This is a genomic window from Nocardia sp. NPDC047654 (assembly GCF_043205035.1).
GTDB lineage: Bacteria > Actinomycetota > Actinomycetes > Mycobacteriales > Mycobacteriaceae > Nocardia.
The window spans coordinates 35,818-52,243 of record NZ_JBIDDF010000009.1 but is presented as its reverse complement, the minus strand read 5'-3'; the positions used below and the strand labels follow the sequence as shown (position 1 = coordinate 52,243).

Sequence of the window (16,426 nt, the reverse complement as noted above, 5' to 3'; positions counted from 1 at the left end):
GGGGGTGATTCACGTGTCCTGGTTCTGCCGCCAGTCGCGCACCGCGTCGCGAGCCCGGTCGAACACCGCCAGTGGCGGGCCGGCCAACAGGTTCGCGACCGCGGACTCCCCCGCGTGGGGGTGCGGGCGGGTGGGTGCCACGGCTTCGGCGGCGCGTACCGAGCCCGCCATCCGCCGCAACTGGCTGGTCGAGAACTGCGCGCGCAGCAGGGTGAACTCCTCGGTCTCCTCGTGCGCGGCGTGCTCGGCCACGGCGTCGGCGAACTTCGCGAGCCGGGCGTCGAAATCGGGATGGTCCACCCCCAGGTCGTACAGGTCCGCGAGGGCGCGTTTGGCCGCGTTCTCCTCCTCCAGCCGCGGCTGCACGATGTCGGCGTCCGCGCCGAAACGAGCCCGCCCGGCGACCGGATGCACGACCTCCTCCTCGGCGCTCTCGTGCACGGCCAGCAACCGCACCAACTCGGTGAACAGATCCTGTTTCCCGTCCTCCCCCGCCTTCAGCCGCGCCAGCAACGCGAAGATCTCCTCGTGCTGGGCGGTCAGCAGCTCGACGACATCTTGTTCGGTCATCGCACACTCGTTTCTGTCGCTACGGAATGAACTCCTGGACTTTGGTTTTCGCACCCTGCGCGATCAGATGCCAGGCGTCCGGGTCGCCGCGCAGCACGGCTTCGGCGGTGTCCTTCATCTGATCCCAGGTGGCGTGCGGCGGGATGGGCGGCACGTCGGGGTCGCAGTGCACGTCGAGCACCACCGGGCCGTCGGCGTGCAGGGCGCGGTCCCAGGCCGGCCCGAGTTCCTCGGGTGTCCGCACGGTGATGCCGGTCAGGCCCGCGCTGCGGGCGACTTCGGCGTAGGAGACGTCGGGAAGGGCCTGCGACTGCTCGAATTTCGGTGCGCCGCCCATGGCGCGCAGCTCCCAGGTGACCTGGTTGAGGTCGTTGTTGTGGAAGACGCAGACAATCAGGCGCGGATCGCTCCAGCGGGGGCGGTAGCGGGCGATGGTGAGCAGTTCGGCCATCCCGTTCATCTGCATGGCGCCGTCGCCGACCAGCGCGATCGCGGGCCGGTCGGGGTGGGCGAACTTGGCGCCGATGGCGTAGGGCACGCCCGGCCCCATGGTCGCCAGGGTGCCCGACAGCGACCCGCGCATCCGGCCGCGCAAGCGCAGGCAGCGGGCATACCAGTTGGTGGAGGACCCGGAATCCGCGGTGACGATGGCGTCGTCGGGAATGCGCTCGGACAGTTCCCACACCACCCGCATGGGGTTGACCGGGTGGGCGTCGAGCAGGGATTGGCGTTCGATGGTCTGCCACCAGCGGGCGACGTTCTTCTCGATCTTCTCCCGCCAGCCGCGGTCGTCCTTGCGCCGCACGAGCGGAATCAGTTCCGCCAACGTCGATCTCGCGTCGCCGACCAGGTTCACCTCGGTCGGGTACCGCATGCCGATCATGGCGCCGTCGATGTCGATCTGCACGGCGCGGGCCTGCCCGAATTCGGGCAGGAACTGGCTGTAGGGAAAGTTCGATCCGACGATCAGCAGTGTGTCGCAGTCGCGCATGAGTTCGTAACTGGGCCTGCTGCCGAGCAATCCGATCGCTCCGGTGACGAAAGGCAGATCGTCGGGCAGGACGTCCTTGCCCAGCAGAGCCTTCGCCACGCCCGCGCCGGTGCGCTCGGCGAGCTCCACCACCTCCTCGGCGGCCGAACGGGCGCCCTGCCCGATCAGGATCGCCACCTTGGATCCGGCGTCGAGCACCTCCGCGGCCCGCCGGATGTCCTCGTGCGCGGGAATCACGCGCCCCGCGGCCTGCCCGGGCGGGCTCGACGGCACCTGTTTGAAGGCGTGCTGCGGTGGCTCGTAGGGCTGCTCCTGCAAATCCGAAGGCAGGATCACCGCGGTCGGGGCCCGCCGCGCGATCGCGACCCGGAACGCGCGGTCGAGCGCATTGGGCAATTGACTGGCGACATTCACCTCGACCAAGTAGTCGGACGCGACGTCCTTGAACAGGTTCTGCAGATCGACTTCCTGCTGATAGCTGCCGCCCATCGCGCTGCGTGCGGTCTGCCCGACGATCGCCACCACCGGGACGTGATCGAGTTTCGCGTCGTACAAACCGTTGAGCAGGTGGATCGCCCCCGGGCCCGAGGTCGCGGTGCACACGCCCACCTTGCCGCTGAATTTGGCGTATCCGGTGGCCTGGAACGCCGACATCTCCTCGTGGCGGGCTTGGATGAACGCCGGATCGTCGTCCGCGCGGCCGAAAGCGGCGATCAGGCCGTTGATCCCGTCGCCGGGATAACCGAAGACCTGCTCGACGCCCCACTCCCGCAGACGTTGCACGACGTAGTCACCGACCTGTTGAGCCATAAGGGTCCTCCTGTCCTGTGCCGGTGGCAGGGTCCGTCGCCCGGCGGGTACCCGGGCGGTGCGGCGCCAATCAGCGCGCCGCAGGCGCTGATGACTGCGGCTGGGGCAGCAACCGAGGAAGCAGCACGGCGGCGGCGGTGGCGGTCGTCGCGCAGGTGGTCGCGATCCCCCATCCGACGGGATCCAGCGGGCGGCAACCGAAATAGGTGCACAACCCCGGTGTCATCACCACCGCGCCGAGCACCGCGCCACTCGCCGCCGTGGTGAGCCACACCAGCGGGCTGCGGTAACCGGAGACCAGCGTCTGGCCGAGTTGGGTGCCGATGAGCGCGACCAGGCCGATGGTCGCGGCGCGCCGCTGCGTGCCGGTCACGCGGCCGAGGGTCCACGCGACCGACGCGCTGGTGGCCGTCGCGACACCGCGGACGCCGAGGGTGTGCAGCAGATCCGTACCCAGCTGCGCACGCGGGAGTTCGGCCAGGCGTTCGGCCGCCCGCTCCGCCTGGGCCTCCGGGTCGTCGGTGTCGTCGGGATCGACCGCGTCGCCGTCACGCGACAGCGCCAGCGCCATCGCGGGGAACATGTCGGTGAGCATGTTCACCAGCAGGAATTGCCGGGTGCCCAGCGGCGCTCGGCCGCTGACGGCGGTGCCGTACAGCGTGAAGGCCACTTCGCCGGCGTTGCCGCCGACCAGCACGCCGACCGCGTCGGTGACCCGCTGCCACATGCCGCGCCCTTCGACGAGGGCATGCAACAGCACGAGGGGGTCGGTGCGGGTGAGCACCATGTCGGCGGCATTGCGCGCCGCGATGGAACCCTGTGCGGCCAAACCGATTCCGACGTCGGCGGTGCGGATGGCGGCGGCGTCGTTGCTGCCGTCGCCGGTCATGCCGACGACGTGACCCGCGCGGCGCAGCGCCGCCACGATGCGCACCTTCTGCTCGGGATCGACGCGGGCGAAGACCGTGCCCTGTTCGATCAGCTCGGCTTGGGCGGTCTCGTCGAGGCGGTCGAGATCCGCGCCGGTCACGACCTCGCCCGCCTCGATGCCGAGCTGGCGGGCCACCGCCGCCGCGGTCACCGGGTGGTCGCCGGTGATCATGCGCACGCTGATGCCGTTGCGTTGCAGCGCGGTGACCAGCGGTAGCGTTTGCGGTCGCGGGGCGTCGGCGAGGCCGAGGAACCCGAGCAGGGTGAGTTCCACGACCGCCGCCTCGACGTCGTCGGGTTCGGTGGAAAAGTCGCGCCGGGCCACCACCAGCACCCGCAGGCCCTGCTCGGCCAGGTCGCGCACCGCTCGTTCGGCGCGTTCGCGCATGCGCTCGTCGAAGGGGTGGTCGGTGTCGTTCACCCGCACCCTGGTGCAGCGCGACAGCACGACTTCGGGTGCGCCCTTCGCGATCAGCCGCAGTTTGCGGGCGGTGTGGCCGAGGGTGGCGGCGTATCCGCGGTTGGATTCGAACGGGATCTCCTCGATCGCATCCCACTGCCGGGAGTCGTCACCGAGTATCTGGGCCGCGGCGTCGACGACGGCGCGGTCGGTGGCGTGCGCGATCGGTCCCTCGGCGGGATCGGGGCAGGCGCGGGCCGCGGCTCGCAGCAGACGGTGCGCGTCTTCGGAGCCAGCGTCCGGGGACCACTGGTCGTCGAGATCGGCGAGAGTGGTCAGGCGCAGCCGCCCCTCGGTGAGGGTGCCGGTCTTGTCGAAGCACAGGGTGTCCACCCGGCCGAGGGCCTCGACGGTGCGGCTGGCGCGCACCAGCACACCGTGGCGCGACAGCCTGCGGGCGGCGGCGAGCTGAGCGACCGTGGCCACCAGCGGCAGTCCTTCGGGGACCGCGGCGACCGCGACCGCCACGCCGTCGGCGATGGCGGTGCGCAGGGGCCTGCCGCGCAGGATGCCCAGCCCGGTCACGACGCCGCCGCCGGTCAGGGTCAACGGCAGGGCGCGGTCGGTCAAGCGGCGCAGCTGCGCCTGCACACCGGCCTTCTCGGGCGGGATGGCTCCGGCGGCGGCGCGGCCCGCCTGGGTGTCGTGGCCGACGGCCACGACGATCGCCCGCCCGGTGCCGTTCACCACGGTGCTGCCTTCGAAGACCATGCAGGCGCGGTCGGCCACCGACGTGCCCGGGGTGGCGGGGACCTGCTTGTCGACGGTGATCGACTCGCCGGTGAGGCCGGATTCGTCCATCTCCAGGTCGTCCGCACGCAGCAGCCGCGCGTCGGCGGGGACCACGTCCCCGGCGCGCAGCACGATGACATCGCCCAGTGTCAGCAGGTTCGCGGGCACGCGGGTTTCGTGCGGTTCGCCCGTGTCGAGTTCGGCGCGATCGATCACCCGGGCGGTGAGCTGCTCGCCTTCGAACAGCCGGTGCAACGCGCCCTCGGCGCGCTGCCGTTGCCAGGCGGACACCAGCGCGTTCACCGCGAGGACCGACGACAGCAGCACGGCGTCCGACGGGGCGCCGAGCACGGCGGTGGCGACCGCGCCGACGCCGAGGATCGGGGTCAGCGGGTCGGCCAGTTCGCGGCGCAGTTGGCCCGCGAACGACACCGCCGAGGTGAGCACGCGCACCCCGGGGATGCGGGCGGCGGTGTCCGGCTGGGCTCGTTCCCGCACCGGCCCGGGCTGCGGCAACCGGCTCAATACCTCGCCGGGTTCGAGGGCGTGCCAGGGCAGCAACGGGGCGAGGGTGGCCGGTGGCTCGGTGCGTGCGGTGCGCCATCCGGTGTAGGCGCCGCTGAGCAGACCGGTGTAGTGGGCAGCGGTCATGGGCGAGGCCCGGCCCGCGCTGTCGGGGGCGACGGCCAGCAGCAGCCCGCCCAGCGCGGCCGCCGACAGCGCCAGCGAACGGCCGCGTTCGCTCACCTGCCGGGCGGGGGCGATGGCGGCGAGGACGCGGTGCGCCTGTCCGAGGTCGCGGCAGACCGCGTCGGCGGTCCAGGGCATCTGTAGGGCGTTGTCTTCCCGCATGGCCAGCCCGATCCCGACATCGGCGCAGGCCAGGGCCTTGTGGGCGCGGGGGCTGAGCACCGCGACGACGTGACCGTCCTGTTGCAGCGTGCGCACCCGCTCGCTGAGCGAATGGGACGGGGAGACGAATTCGTCGGCCATCGACCGCAGTTCGGCGGCGTCGGCGCCCGCGGCGAGGGTGACGCGCAGGCCCGCGCTGCGCGCCCGGCTCAGCAGCGCGTGTGCCCGCCGGTCGAGTTCGCGGCCGATCAGGACTCGTCCGACCGGTTTGCCGTTGTCGTGGAGTTCGCGCCACACGGGGCGTGGCGTGGCACCGTCGTCGGGTTTTCCGGTGGCCGGGTGCACCAATGTGCGGTAGCCCCCCGACGACAGGTAGCGATCGGTGTCGTCCGGCTGCGCTTCGTTGTCGGCGCCTTCGCCGGCCTCCCGCTCCCACAGCAGCCGCTGGCCCGCGCTCCACACGTCGGCGACCGACCATCTCTGGTCGGTCGTTTCGGCGTCGAGGACCAAGCGGCGGGAGGTCAGCAGTGATTCTCCGTCGATGACCAGGGCGGACAATCGGTCGAGTCGCCGCCAGACCCGCGGGTGCAGCGTCAGCACACCGGCGCGGCCGAGCACCGTGGAGACGAGGGCGCCGTAGGCCTCCCGACTCGCCCGCGCCGCCTTGGGCGCACCGAGTTCCAGCGCGTCGGCGGCGCCGAACAGGCCGCGGCCGCCGAGGACGGAGGTGACCGCGCCCACCAGCGCGCCCGCCGCTGTTTCGTCGGCGACCCGCTCGATCGGTCCCTGCGGCATCTCGACCACGCGGATGGACGGTGACAGCGGATCGCACACTTCCGCCGGGCGGCGGTCGATCTCGGTCTCCCAGCGGCGCCACTGCGCGTACCTGGTCATCGACTCGGTCAGGGTGAAACCGCGATGCACCGCGTCGATGACCAGATTCGCCGTGCCCGCCGCCGCGCTGTTGCCCAGGGCGTTGCCGATGGCGTTGGCGGTGGTGAGCACCATGTCCGTGCGTGGACGGCCGAGCTGTTCCTCCAGCCGTTTGCGCAGCCGGGGCTGGGTGTCGACGAAGGCCGCCGCCGCGCGCAAAATCCGGGCGGGCCCGCGCAACGGCAGCACCGCGCCCACCGCGGACAATCCGATCGCGCCCACGTCGCCTGCGACTTGGATCGCGGCCGCGAGCAGTGGTTCCCGGTCTCCGGGGTGCTCGCAGCCGCGGCTCCAGTCCAGGTCGCCGACCGCGGTGTCCGCCTCGACGGACTCGATGGCCGACACCAGGGCGGGCAGGTCGGCCGCGCCGTGCTCGAGCGCGGCGACGACGCGGCCGGTCACCGCGTTCACCCGCCACCAGCGCACATCGCGGCGCCGGTCCAGCGTCCGGTGCAGTGCCTGCGTGACGTCTCCGCTCTTACCGGAGTCCAGCCCGCGCACCTCGACGGTCGCCCGGTCCTCGTAGAGCGCCACGCGGCGGCGCGAACGCAGCGCGTGCGGATCGATCAGCGCCGCGAACTCGTCGCGCAACTCCTCGTCGCGTCCCAGGTTCAGCAGCGACGCCCCCGCCCGCGCGCCCGCGGCCACCGCCTGCACCGGCGCCTGGGCCGCTTTGGTTCCCAGATCGACGACCTTCTCCACGCCGGCGCGAGCCATCTCCGCCGCCACGGAGGTCGGCGCCTCGAGCCACCACGGTGAGACGACTCCGCGCAGTAAAAAGCTCATACCCGGCAGCTACCCAGGCAAAGACAGAGCAAACCGTCCGCGGCCGCGGTCTCGGACCTCGGCCGGGGCCGGTGCGCCGGTCAGTTCGTGGCGGTCGGGTCGAGCACCACCTTCACCGCACCGTCGGTCTTCTGCTGGAACATCGCGTAACCCTCCGCCGCGCCGGTCAACGGCAGACGATGGGTCGCGAAGGTGTCCACGCCGAGCGGGTCGCCGTCGCTCAGCAGCGGCATGATGTCCTCGACCCACCGCTTGACGTTCGCCTGGCCCATCCGCACCTGGATCTGCTTGTCGAACAGCACCCGCATCGGCAACGGGTCGAGCATGCCGCCGTAGACGCCGATCACCGAGATCGTGCCACCGCGCCGGACGATGTCGATCGCGGAGTTCAGCGCCGCGAGCCGGTCCACGCCCGCGGTGTCCATCACCTTCTGGGCCACCAGATCCGGCAGGAACGCCGCCGAGCGCTGGGCTGCCGACGCGATCGGCGACCCGTGGGCCTCCATTCCCACCGCATCGATCACCGAGTCGGTGCCGCGGCCCTCGGTCCAGCCGCGGATGATGTCGCCGACCGGCTCGTCGACGGCGCCGATGTCGATCACCTCCACCCCGCGCGCGGCCGCCCGCGCCAGCCGTTCGGGCACCCGGTCGACACCGATGACGCGATAGCCGCGATGCGCCGCGACTCGGCAGGCCATGTCCCCGATCGGGCCGAGGCCGAGCACGGTCACCGATCCGCCGTCGGGCACCGCGGCGTATTCCACCGCCTGCCAGGCGGTGGGCAGAACGTCCGACAGGTACAGGAAGCGGTCGTCGGCCGGTCCCTCGGGCACCTTGATATGGGTGGCGTCGGCATGCGGCACCCGCAGATACTCGGCCTGGCCGCCGGGCACCTGCCCGTAGAGCTTGGAGTAGCCGAACAGGGCCGCGCCGCAGCCGTATTTGCGGACCTGCGTCGTCTCGCACTGGGTGGGCAGGCCGGTGCGGCACATGTAGCAGGTCCCGCAGCTGATCTGGAACGGGATGACGACGCGATCCCCGCGAGCCAGGCCGGTGACGGCCGAGCCGGTCTCGACCACACGTCCCATGGGTTCGTGGCCGAGGACGTCGCCGTTGCTCATGTACGCGCCGAGCACTTCGTACAGGTGCAGGTCGGATCCGCAGATTCCGCTGGAGGTGACCTCGATGATCGCGTCCGTCGGGGCCTCGATCCGCGGATCGGGCACCGTCTCCACGGCGACTTTGCGCCGCCCTTGCCAGGTTACTGCCTTCATCCGCGCACTCCTCCGGTCGAAGTCGATACAGTCCCCGTCCTACCCGGACGCCTGTGCCCGAAACGACCGGCGACCGGTTCGCCCCGACGAACTCCGGTAAGCGCAGAACGCGATCGCATCGCCCCGCCCGGGAGGGCGCGACCGTATGGTCGCCGCGCGCCGGGGTGCCTCGCCTGGACCTGGATCCGGTCGCCGATGTCGATCGGTGGTCGCCGTCGGGCGGCGGTCCCGCACACCGGCGGACACATCCCCCTGCGCGGCACACGGATTCGGGACGCTGTCGGAGACCGCGGCGGTTTGGGGGTGCGCGGGATGCCATGAGCCGGATGTGTGCCGCCGGCGATCCGGGGTAGGCGGAAGCCGTGGACCATACACGAGCTCCTCTCCTGGAAGCGCTTGCCGACTATCACCGGCTGGGCCGCTACGGCTTCACGCCGCCCGGGCATCGACAAGGGCGCGGAACCGACGAACGCGTCCTGGAAGTGATCGGCCGGGACGCCTTCGGCTCCGACGTGCTGGCCACCGCCGGGCTGGACGACCGGCTCTCGCGCGGCGGCTATCTCGCGCGGGCCGAAGCGCTGATGGCCGACGCGGTCCGGGCCGAATCGGCGTTCTTCTCCACCTGCGGCAGTTCGCTGTCGGTCAAGGCGGCCATGATGACGGTGGCGGGCGGCCACGACGGCGGCCTGCTCGTGGCACGCGACAGCCACAAATCCGTCGTCGCCGGGCTCGTCTTCTCCGGTGTCCAGCCGCACTGGATCACGCCGCGCTGGGATGCCGAGCACCATTTCGCGCACCCGCCCTCGCCGCAGCAGGTTCGCGAAGCGTGGGACGCGCACCCCGGCGCCGCGGGAGCGCTGATCGTGAGCCCGAGTCCTTACGGCACCTGCGCGGACATCGCGGGTATCGCCGAGGTATGCCACGAGCGGGGCAAGCCCCTGATCGTCGACGAGGCCTGGGGCGCGCACCTGCCCTTCCACGAGGACCTGCCGACCTGGGCGATGGACGCGGGAGCGGATCTGTGCGTGGTCAGCGTGCACAAGATGGGCGCGGGCTTCGAACAGGGCTCGGTGTTCCACCTGCAAGGCGATCTCATCGACCCGATCCGGCTCAGCGAATGCGCCGACCTGCTGATGACCACCAGCCCGAACGTGCTCGTCTACGCCGCGCTCGACGGCTGGCGCAGGCAGATGGTCGAGCGCGGCCACGAACTGCTCGGCGACGCCCTGCGGGTCGCCGAACAGGCCAGGCGGCAACTCGCCGAGATACCGGGAATCGAGGTGCTCGAAGACGAACTGCTCGGCGCGGAAGCCTCGCACGACCTCGACCGGCTGCAGGTCCTGATGGACGTCTCCGGCACCGGGGCCAGCGGCTACCAGGCCGCGGACTGGTTGCGCGAGCACCGCCGCATCGACATGGGGTTGAGCGATCACCGCCGCCTGCTGGCCACGCTGTCGATGGCCGACGACAAGGACACCGTCGACACCCTCATCGACGGCATCGCCGCCTGGCGCGACCAGCTGACCGATCCCCAGCCGCCGCGCATCGACCTCCCCTCACCCGAGGACCTGCAGCTCGAGACCGTGATGCTGCCGCGCGACGCCTTCTTCGGCCCGGTGCAGACGGTGGACGCGCGCGACGCCGTCGGCCGGATCGCCGCCGAGCAGCTCACGCCCTACCCGCCGGGCATTCCGGTGGTCGTGCCCGGGGAACGCATCGATGACGCCGTCGTCGAGTACCTGCGCACCGGGCTCGACGCGGGAATGAACGTGCCCGACGCCGCCGACTCCCGGCTGCGCACGATCCGGGTCGTCGCCCGCGGCTGAATCGGAACACATTGTGAATCAGGAGGTTTCCTTCATGGCCGGACCGACCGCCCTCGCGCTGGTGTGCACCCTGAAGAAGTCGCCCGCCGAATCCAGCAGCGACCTGATCGCCCGCCAGGTGCTCGACGAACTGGCCGGGCACGGCGTGCAGGGCACGGTGCTGCGCGTGGTGGACTACGACGTGCTGCCCGGAGTCACCGCCGACGAGGGCCCCGGCGACCAGTGGCCCTCGATTCGCGAGCGGGTCGTGGCGGCCGACATCCTGGTGGTCTCGACCCCCACCTGGGTCGGGCACATGTCGTCGGTGGCGCAACGGGTGCTGGAGCGATTGGACGCCGAGCTGTCCGAGACCGATGACGCGGGCCGTCCGGCGATGGTCGGCAAGGTGGCCACGGTCGCGGTGGTCGGCAACGAGGACGGCGCGCACAAGATCGTCGCCGATCTGTATCAGGGGCTCAACGACATCGGATTCACCATTCCGGCGCAGGGCTGCACGTACTGGAACGATCAAGCCATGGGCGGCACCGATTACCAGGATCTCGATTCGGTGCCCAAGGCGGTGGCCTCGGCCACCGCCGCGCTGGCCAGGAACGCCGCCCACCTGGCCCGGCTGCTGGGCGCGCAGCAGTACCCGCCCGCCGACTGAACACACGCGATGGCGCCGGCGCCTCCCCCGAGGCGCCGGCGCCATCGCGTGTTCAGGCGAGCACAGCGTCCACGGTCTTCTTCAGGGCCGAGGGCTGGGCGGGCGAGGTAGGCGCCTTCTTCCTGAGCTCCTGCATCCGCGCCCCGATATCCTGAAGCTGCTTGCGCCCCAGGCTTTCGCGCACCTTGGGGAACCACTCGTTCTCTTCCTCGTCGATGTGGTGGTCGACGTTCTCGATCAGCACGGTGGTCTTCGCGGTGAAGTGCTCGTCGTCGGGCTTCATCATCGACAACTCGGTGACCAGGACGTCGGCGACGTGATGCTCCTCGTAGGACTCCAGGATGTCGTCTTCGAGCTCCGGAACGAGTTTGCGGACCTCGGGGTACATGCACTCGTTCTCGAGGTACGTGTGCACGGTGAGCGCCTCGATGATCTTCTTCACCACCTTGCCCTTGGTCTGCGTGGCGTCCCCGCCCGCCTTCTCGAACTCGCGGAACAGTTTCCGGATCGCCTTGTGGTCGTCGCGCAGCAGCACGATCGCGTCGGTCGTCATCGCTTTCTCCTTGCGTCAAGGGCCGGTTCTCTGCCGACATTCCCGGCGTCGCCGCACCGAAACCGGGTGGCTGCCGTGCCGCCGGACACGTGCCGGGCCGTAGGGTGAGCTGCACACAGCGCAGAAAGGACGCAGATGCCACAGGCGGACGAGAACGCACACGAGCTGGCCGGATCGGCGCAGCAGTCGGAGATCACGGTGGCGGTCGCCGAATCGCTCACCTCCGGCCGGCTTTCTGCCACCCTGGGCGCGGCGCCGAACTCGTCCGAATGGTTCCGCGGCGGGCTGGTGGCCTACAGCACGGAGGTCAAGCGCACGGTCCTGGGTGTGCCCGACGTGCCGGTGGTGTCACAGACGGCGGCCGAAGCGATGGCCACCGGAGTCCGCGACTTGCTGAAAGCGGCTGTCTCCGTGGCGGTCACCGGTGCGGGCGGCCCGGACCCGCAGGACGGTCAGCCGCCGGGCTCGGTCTGGTTCGCGATCGCCACCGAGCACGGCGTGCGCGCGTGGCACCGTCAGTTCGACGGTGAACCGGTGGAGGTGGTCGAGCAGACCGTCGCCTGCGCCACCGAATCGCTGCTCGACACCGTCCGCTCGCTGGCTTCGGGCGGTTCCCCGGCGTGACCCGCGGTCACGACGAACGGCGATGCCTGCGGTGGCTGGTGTCGCAGAACGGATAGTTCTTCGAGCGCTTGCACAGGCACAGCGCCACCAGGAACCGGTCGGAGCGCACCGTCCGCCCGTCCGCGGTGACGAACTCCACCGGGCCCTCGATCAGGGCGGGACCGTCGGCGGTGAGCGTCACTCGCCGCCACTGCTCATTGTCGGATGCGGTCGGCACGGATCACCACCAGATCTTCCATTCGCTGACCGGGCCCGATCAGCCCGGCCGATTCCAGCCACTGCGCGCGCCGGCGCAGCACGGGCCCGAACGGCACGGTCGCCCGTGCCACGATCGCGGCCTTGAGTTCTCGCTCACGCAGTTGCGCCAAGGTCGAATCCGGATCGCTCAGCGCCGAATGCACGATCAACGCTACCCCCCGTGGTTTCAGCAGAGTGGGCAGCGCCGCACACAACTGGTCGAGGATCGCCCTGCCCCCGGCGCCGGCGTCCCAGGCCCGGGCGAGGCCGCGGCTGTCGGTGCCCTCGGGCGCGGGGACGTAGGGTGGATTGGCCAGTACCAGATCGAAACTGCGCCCGCCGAGGACCGCGGCGAAATCACCGCGCAAGACCTCCGCGTCGATGCCGCGCAGCCGGCAGTTCAACCACGCGGACACGACGGCGGAACGGGACACGTCCACCGCCGTCACCCGCGCGGCGCCGGTGTACGCGGCGGCGACGGCCAAGGCGCCCGTTCCGGTACACACGTCCAACGCGTGCCCGCCGCGCGGAACGCCCGCTTCGGCCAGAGCACGGACGAGCAACCAGGTGTCCAGCTGCGGCGAATAGACGCCGGGAGGTCGAATCAACATCACATTCGGCGAATAGCCCGCCCAGCGCTGCTTAATCGTCCGCGCCGCCACGTCCGCGCCCGCCATCGCGCAACGAGCCGCGCCCCGCGCGCCAGGACTCCAGCACATGATCAGCGAATCGGTCCTCCAGCAGATTCGTCACCTGGATACCGAACGCCACCGACTCGGTCAGCTCGGGTTCCCTCCGCAGCAGGTCGCCGATCACCCCCGTGCGCATGATCTGCTCGTGCACCGCGTCGGCTTCGACGTGCTCACGGTAGAACAGCACGCACGCCGGATCGGCGTCCAAGCGCTCCAACGCCTGCACCAACCGCTGAGCGCCGGGCGGGGAGGTGATCTCCACCGTGGCGAAATGGCCCACCAGCGCGCCCCGCCACGACCGGTGCAGCCCGAACAGCGACATCATGTTCACCAGCGCGAGCATCGGCGCGGGAACCACGTCCAGATAATGCAGATAGTCCGGATTCAGGCCGGCGCCGGCCAGCAGGTCGGCGTACAGCTGCGCGTGCACGCGTTCGCCGCGCCCGGCCCCGAACTCGTCGAACTCGACCGCCACCAGCGACGCCTTGGCTTGGCCGCGCAGCCGGGGAATCACCCATGCGTAAGGATCGGCCTCTTTGTGGTGATAGATCGAACGGTGCACGAAGTACTCGCGCATCTGCCACCACTGGCCCTCGTCGCGCAGGAAACGGCTCACTCCGTCCGGGTCGGCCGGCGTGACCAGCAACCGGTCGAGTTCCGCGTCGAGATCCCCGCCGCCGGGCACGTCCTCGCGCAGCGCCCGCAGGAACCGCTGCTCCAGCGCGGCGCGCAGACCCAGCAGGCCCGGATCCCATTCCCATCCCGCGTCGACCGCCGGGAAACCGTGATAGTGCAGCTCGTAGCAGGTGTGCAGGGCCAGGTGCAGGTCTTCGCCGTACGGATCCGCCGGACCCGGCTCCGGCACCGAGCCACCCGGTTCGCCGCGCAGCAGCTCCACCACCGCTTCCGACAGCTCGCCACGCGGGCGGGGCAGTTCCTGCTTCGGGGCGCCTAACATGACCGTCATACCGGTCGCTTACCCCGCTGCGGCGCTGTTATCGCGGCATCGCGCGGAAAAGTACGCACTGTGGCCGTCCCGCGCCGCCGCTGCGGCGCGGGCACTTCAGGCCACCGATCGATGTACTTTCCGGAATTACCCGTTCGCCTTCTTGTACGCCTCGACGACCTCGGCGGAGATCCGTCCACGCGCCGACACATCGATGCCGTTCTTGCGCGCCCATTCCCGGATCACCGTGGCCTGTTCCCGATCGGTCGCCGGCCGCAGAACACCGCCGCGGCCGCGGCGCGCGCGACCGACCTTGCGGGCATACGGAACCCATTGCTCGAAGAATCCACGTAACTGACCGGCATTGTCCGCCGACAAGTCCATCTCGTAGGCCACGCCGTCCACGGCGAAAGACACTGTTTCCTCGGCCTGAGACTTGCCGTCGTAGTCATCGACCAGTGTCACGACGACCTTGCGTGCCATAGAGATAATCCCTTCACGGTTACCGAGCGCGTGCAGTCGAAAAAACAATCGTAGCCAGTAGATAACAGATCGGTTCCGCCCCTGGAACGGCGGGGTCCCTTCCGCGGCACGGGATGAGTCGCAGCGAGCGACGCACGCCGACAACCGTCGAGCCTCCACATATTGCCCGCGCATCGGGCGAAGCCGCAAACTCGATCCGGACGAGGCTTGCCGTGGCACGGACATTTCCGGCGATGCCCCGGATTCCGGGGGCACTGCCGACGCCCGGCGTCGTGGCGGCGGTCGCCGGGCTCGACCCACACGACGGCGGGTCACCGGCCGGCACCGGGCTGGTGCACGGCACCGAAACAGTCGTTCGCACTCCACACCCGAGCATCCGCGCGCGCTGGAATCCGCTGCCTCCGCGAATTTTTCGTCGAGCCGACGCGCGGCACCGCGGTCGGAGCACTCCCACCGGTGAGAAGGAAACGATTCGGCCCGGGCCTAGTCTGGACGGCGCCCGGTCGAGCCGGAATACTGGCCTGCGCCGGATTCGCAGGAGCTGATCACGCCGGGTGTGGCGCGGCCGGTCGGCTCACCTTCGGACGAAAGGATCATCTCCCGATTCTGCGAACAGTGTCGGCCCGTTGAGAACGGCGGGGGGCCGAGTACCGTTCCGAACTCTGTCGAGCGAGCAGGACGTCCGCGGGAGGCGGATCCCTGCAACGAACCAGATATCGGCCGATTCGTGGAATCCGGCCGGACGAGCCCAGTGCACGAGCGGAAGTCGATAGTATGCGTGTGGCCTTGTTGCCCGCAGGTACCAGGGGCGATCATCAACCGTATCTCGCGTTGGCGCACGAATTCCGCGCCCGCGGGCACGAAGTGGAAATCACCGCCACCCGCAATCAAGCGCACATCGTGCGCAAGGCGGGCTTCGAGCCTCGGGTGATTCCCTTCGACGCCGCGGAACTGCTCGAGACGACCGCGGCGAAGCGAGCACTGGCCTCCGGAAAGACGCTGCCGTTCATTCGCATCATGCTCGACACGGTGCGGATCATCGAGGGTGAGCGTGGTGTGGCGATGCACGAGGTGCTCGCGCGAACCTGCGCGTCCGCCGATGTCGTCGTCGCGTGCGCGTCGACACTGCCGTGGGCGATGGAGTTCCGCGAGAAGACCGGCACCCCGGTGATCGGCTGCCTGCCCTACCCGCTCGAACGCACCGATGAGTTCCCGTCGTCGTTCATGGCGAAGAACATGACCTCGTCCCGGATTCTGTCGCGGGCGACCTACAGCCTTTTCGAATTGTCCTACACGTTCCTGTATCGCAAGGTCGACCGTCAATTGCGCCGTCAGATGGGTTTGGCGGGCAGGCCGCGCAATCCTTTCCGGCGGCTGCGTGCCGAACGGATACCGCTCGTCCACATGGTGAGCCCCGTGCTGTTGCCGAAGCCGCACGATTGGCCCGAACGCGCGACGATCGTGGGCGCCTCCATTCTGCCCTCGTTGCTGCGCGACGCCTGGGGCGAAGCGGTCGTCGACCCGGAACTCGACGCGTGGCTCGACGAAGGGGAACCCCCGATCTATTTCTGCATGACCGGAATGCCCGTGCTCGATCCGGTGGAATGCCGCGAGATGATCGCGACGGTCTGCGCGCGCTTGGGGGCGCGGGCACTCGTCACCGTGAAAGGCGAGGGATTCCCGAAAGGATTCAGCGCCGACCGCACCCTGCTGATCATCGATTCGTTCGATTACGACCGCGTCCTGCCGCGCTGCGCAGCGGTGGTGCATCACGGCGGCAGCGGAAATACCCACGACGTGGTGCGGGCGGGGATTCCGGCCGTGGTGATCCCGGTGCACAGCGATCAATTCTTCTACGGCTGGCGGATCGCCGCGCTCGGTATCGGGGCGACGTTCCCGTATCGCACGATCACCCCCGATCGTCTGCACCAGGCGCTGGCGCAGGCCCTCACGCCGCGGGTGCGGCAGCGAGCGGCCGAGATCGGCCGCACGGTCGCGCAGGAGAACGGTGTACTCGCGGCGGTCGACGCCGCCGAGAAACTGGCCGCCGCGACACCCCGACCATGAGACGCCGGGCGGCC

13 protein-coding genes are annotated in these 16,426 nt (G+C 70.2%); 4 read left to right on the top strand and 9 right to left on the bottom strand.

All coding sequences use genetic code 11. The features are described 5' to 3' along the window. Positions 1 to 9: 9 nt before the first annotated feature. From ACGF7Y_RS22385 to ACGF7Y_RS22370, 4 genes are all read right to left on the bottom strand, one after another. Positions 10 to 570, bottom strand: coding sequence for a hemerythrin domain-containing protein (locus ACGF7Y_RS22385; protein ID WP_393236522.1), 561 nt, complete (start codon positions 568 to 570; stop codon positions 10 to 12). A gap of 19 nt (positions 571 to 589) precedes the next feature. After that, positions 590 to 2,371: a thiamine pyrophosphate-requiring protein gene (locus tag ACGF7Y_RS22380; protein WP_393236521.1), complete on the bottom strand. Its 1,782-nt coding sequence runs from the start codon at positions 2,369 to 2,371 to the stop codon at positions 590 to 592. Between the two features lie 70 nt (positions 2,372 to 2,441). Further along, the gene (locus ACGF7Y_RS22375) at positions 2,442 to 7,064 is read right to left on the bottom strand and encodes an HAD-IC family P-type ATPase (protein WP_393236520.1); all 4,623 of its coding nucleotides are present in this window, start codon (positions 7,062 to 7,064) and stop codon (positions 2,442 to 2,444) included. An 80-nt stretch (positions 7,065 to 7,144) separates the two neighbouring features. Then, on the bottom strand, positions 7,145 to 8,338 hold the full coding sequence (locus ACGF7Y_RS22370; RefSeq protein WP_393236519.1) for an alcohol dehydrogenase catalytic domain-containing protein: 1,194 nt from the start codon (positions 8,336 to 8,338) through the stop codon (positions 7,145 to 7,147). Positions 8,339 to 8,700: 362 nt separating this feature from the next. Between ACGF7Y_RS22370 and ACGF7Y_RS22365 the strand changes: the two genes are divergently transcribed. Next, entirely contained in the window at positions 8,701 to 10,164 is a 1,464-nt protein-coding gene (locus ACGF7Y_RS22365) for an aminotransferase class I/II-fold pyridoxal phosphate-dependent enzyme (RefSeq protein ID WP_393236518.1), read from the top strand. A 34-nt stretch (positions 10,165 to 10,198) separates the two neighbouring features. Then, positions 10,199 to 10,810: a flavodoxin family protein gene (locus ACGF7Y_RS22360; RefSeq protein ID WP_393236517.1), complete on the top strand. Its 612-nt coding sequence runs from the start codon at positions 10,199 to 10,201 to the stop codon at positions 10,808 to 10,810. Between the two features lie 52 nt (positions 10,811 to 10,862). Here ACGF7Y_RS22360 and ACGF7Y_RS22355 read toward each other — a convergent pair whose 3' ends face one another. Beyond that, entirely contained in the window at positions 10,863 to 11,363 is a 501-nt protein-coding gene (locus ACGF7Y_RS22355) for a hemerythrin domain-containing protein (RefSeq protein WP_393236516.1), read from the bottom strand. 135 nt (positions 11,364 to 11,498) lie between these two features. On the opposite strand from ACGF7Y_RS22355, the gene ACGF7Y_RS22350 reads away from it, so the two are divergent. Beyond that, complete coding sequence (locus tag ACGF7Y_RS22350; RefSeq protein ID WP_393236515.1) at positions 11,499 to 11,987, top strand: CinA family protein; 489 nt, start codon at positions 11,499 to 11,501, stop codon at positions 11,985 to 11,987. 7 nt (positions 11,988 to 11,994) lie between these two features. Here ACGF7Y_RS22350 and ACGF7Y_RS22345 read toward each other — a convergent pair whose 3' ends face one another. The 4 genes from ACGF7Y_RS22345 to ACGF7Y_RS22330 form a co-directional block, all read right to left on the bottom strand. After that, positions 11,995 to 12,204 (bottom strand): CDGSH iron-sulfur domain-containing protein, encoded by a 210-nt coding sequence (locus ACGF7Y_RS22345; protein ID WP_063052993.1) that lies wholly within the window; start codon positions 12,202 to 12,204, stop codon positions 11,995 to 11,997. Beyond that, positions 12,182 to 12,901, bottom strand: a complete 720-nt coding sequence (locus ACGF7Y_RS22340; RefSeq protein WP_393236514.1) for a HemK2/MTQ2 family protein methyltransferase — start codon at positions 12,899 to 12,901, stop codon at positions 12,182 to 12,184. The genes ACGF7Y_RS22345 and ACGF7Y_RS22340 overlap by 23 nt, the downstream gene beginning before the upstream one ends. Continuing rightward, complete coding sequence (locus ACGF7Y_RS22335; RefSeq protein ID WP_393236513.1) at positions 12,867 to 13,883, bottom strand: iron-containing redox enzyme family protein; 1,017 nt, start codon at positions 13,881 to 13,883, stop codon at positions 12,867 to 12,869. Before ACGF7Y_RS22335 ends, ACGF7Y_RS22340 begins: the two co-directional genes overlap by 35 nt. A gap of 126 nt (positions 13,884 to 14,009) precedes the next feature. Then, entirely contained in the window at positions 14,010 to 14,345 is a 336-nt protein-coding gene (locus tag ACGF7Y_RS22330) for an Lsr2 family protein (RefSeq protein WP_040871651.1), read from the bottom strand. 774 nt (positions 14,346 to 15,119) lie between these two features. Here ACGF7Y_RS22330 and ACGF7Y_RS22325 point away from each other — a divergent pair. Next, on the top strand, positions 15,120 to 16,412 hold the full coding sequence (locus tag ACGF7Y_RS22325) for a glycosyltransferase (protein WP_393236512.1): 1,293 nt from the start codon (positions 15,120 to 15,122) through the stop codon (positions 16,410 to 16,412). Positions 16,413 to 16,426 lie beyond the last annotated feature (14 nt).

Coding starts and splice junctions, on each gene's coding strand:
- ACGF7Y_RS22360 (WP_393236517.1), top strand. CDS start 10,199: ATGGCCGGACCGACCGCCCTCGCGCTGGTGTGCACCCTGAAGAAGTCG.
- ACGF7Y_RS22385 (WP_393236522.1), bottom strand. CDS start 570: ATGACCGAACAAGATGTCGTCGAGCTGCTGACCGCCCAGCACGAGGAG.
- ACGF7Y_RS22330 (WP_040871651.1), bottom strand. CDS start 14,345: ATGGCACGCAAGGTCGTCGTGACACTGGTCGATGACTACGACGGCAAG.
- ACGF7Y_RS22380 (WP_393236521.1), bottom strand. CDS start 2,371: ATGGCTCAACAGGTCGGTGACTACGTCGTGCAACGTCTGCGGGAGTGG.
- ACGF7Y_RS22375 (WP_393236520.1), bottom strand. CDS start 7,064: ATGAGCTTTTTACTGCGCGGAGTCGTCTCACCGTGGTGGCTCGAGGCG.
- ACGF7Y_RS22355 (WP_393236516.1), bottom strand. CDS start 11,363: ATGACGACCGACGCGATCGTGCTGCTGCGCGACGACCACAAGGCGATC.
- ACGF7Y_RS22325 (WP_393236512.1), top strand. CDS start 15,120: ATGCGTGTGGCCTTGTTGCCCGCAGGTACCAGGGGCGATCATCAACCG.
- ACGF7Y_RS22350 (WP_393236515.1), top strand. CDS start 11,499: ATGCCACAGGCGGACGAGAACGCACACGAGCTGGCCGGATCGGCGCAG.
- ACGF7Y_RS22335 (WP_393236513.1), bottom strand. CDS start 13,883: ATGACGGTCATGTTAGGCGCCCCGAAGCAGGAACTGCCCCGCCCGCGT.
- ACGF7Y_RS22340 (WP_393236514.1), bottom strand. CDS start 12,901: ATGGCGGGCGCGGACGTGGCGGCGCGGACGATTAAGCAGCGCTGGGCG.
- ACGF7Y_RS22370 (WP_393236519.1), bottom strand. CDS start 8,338: ATGAAGGCAGTAACCTGGCAAGGGCGGCGCAAAGTCGCCGTGGAGACG.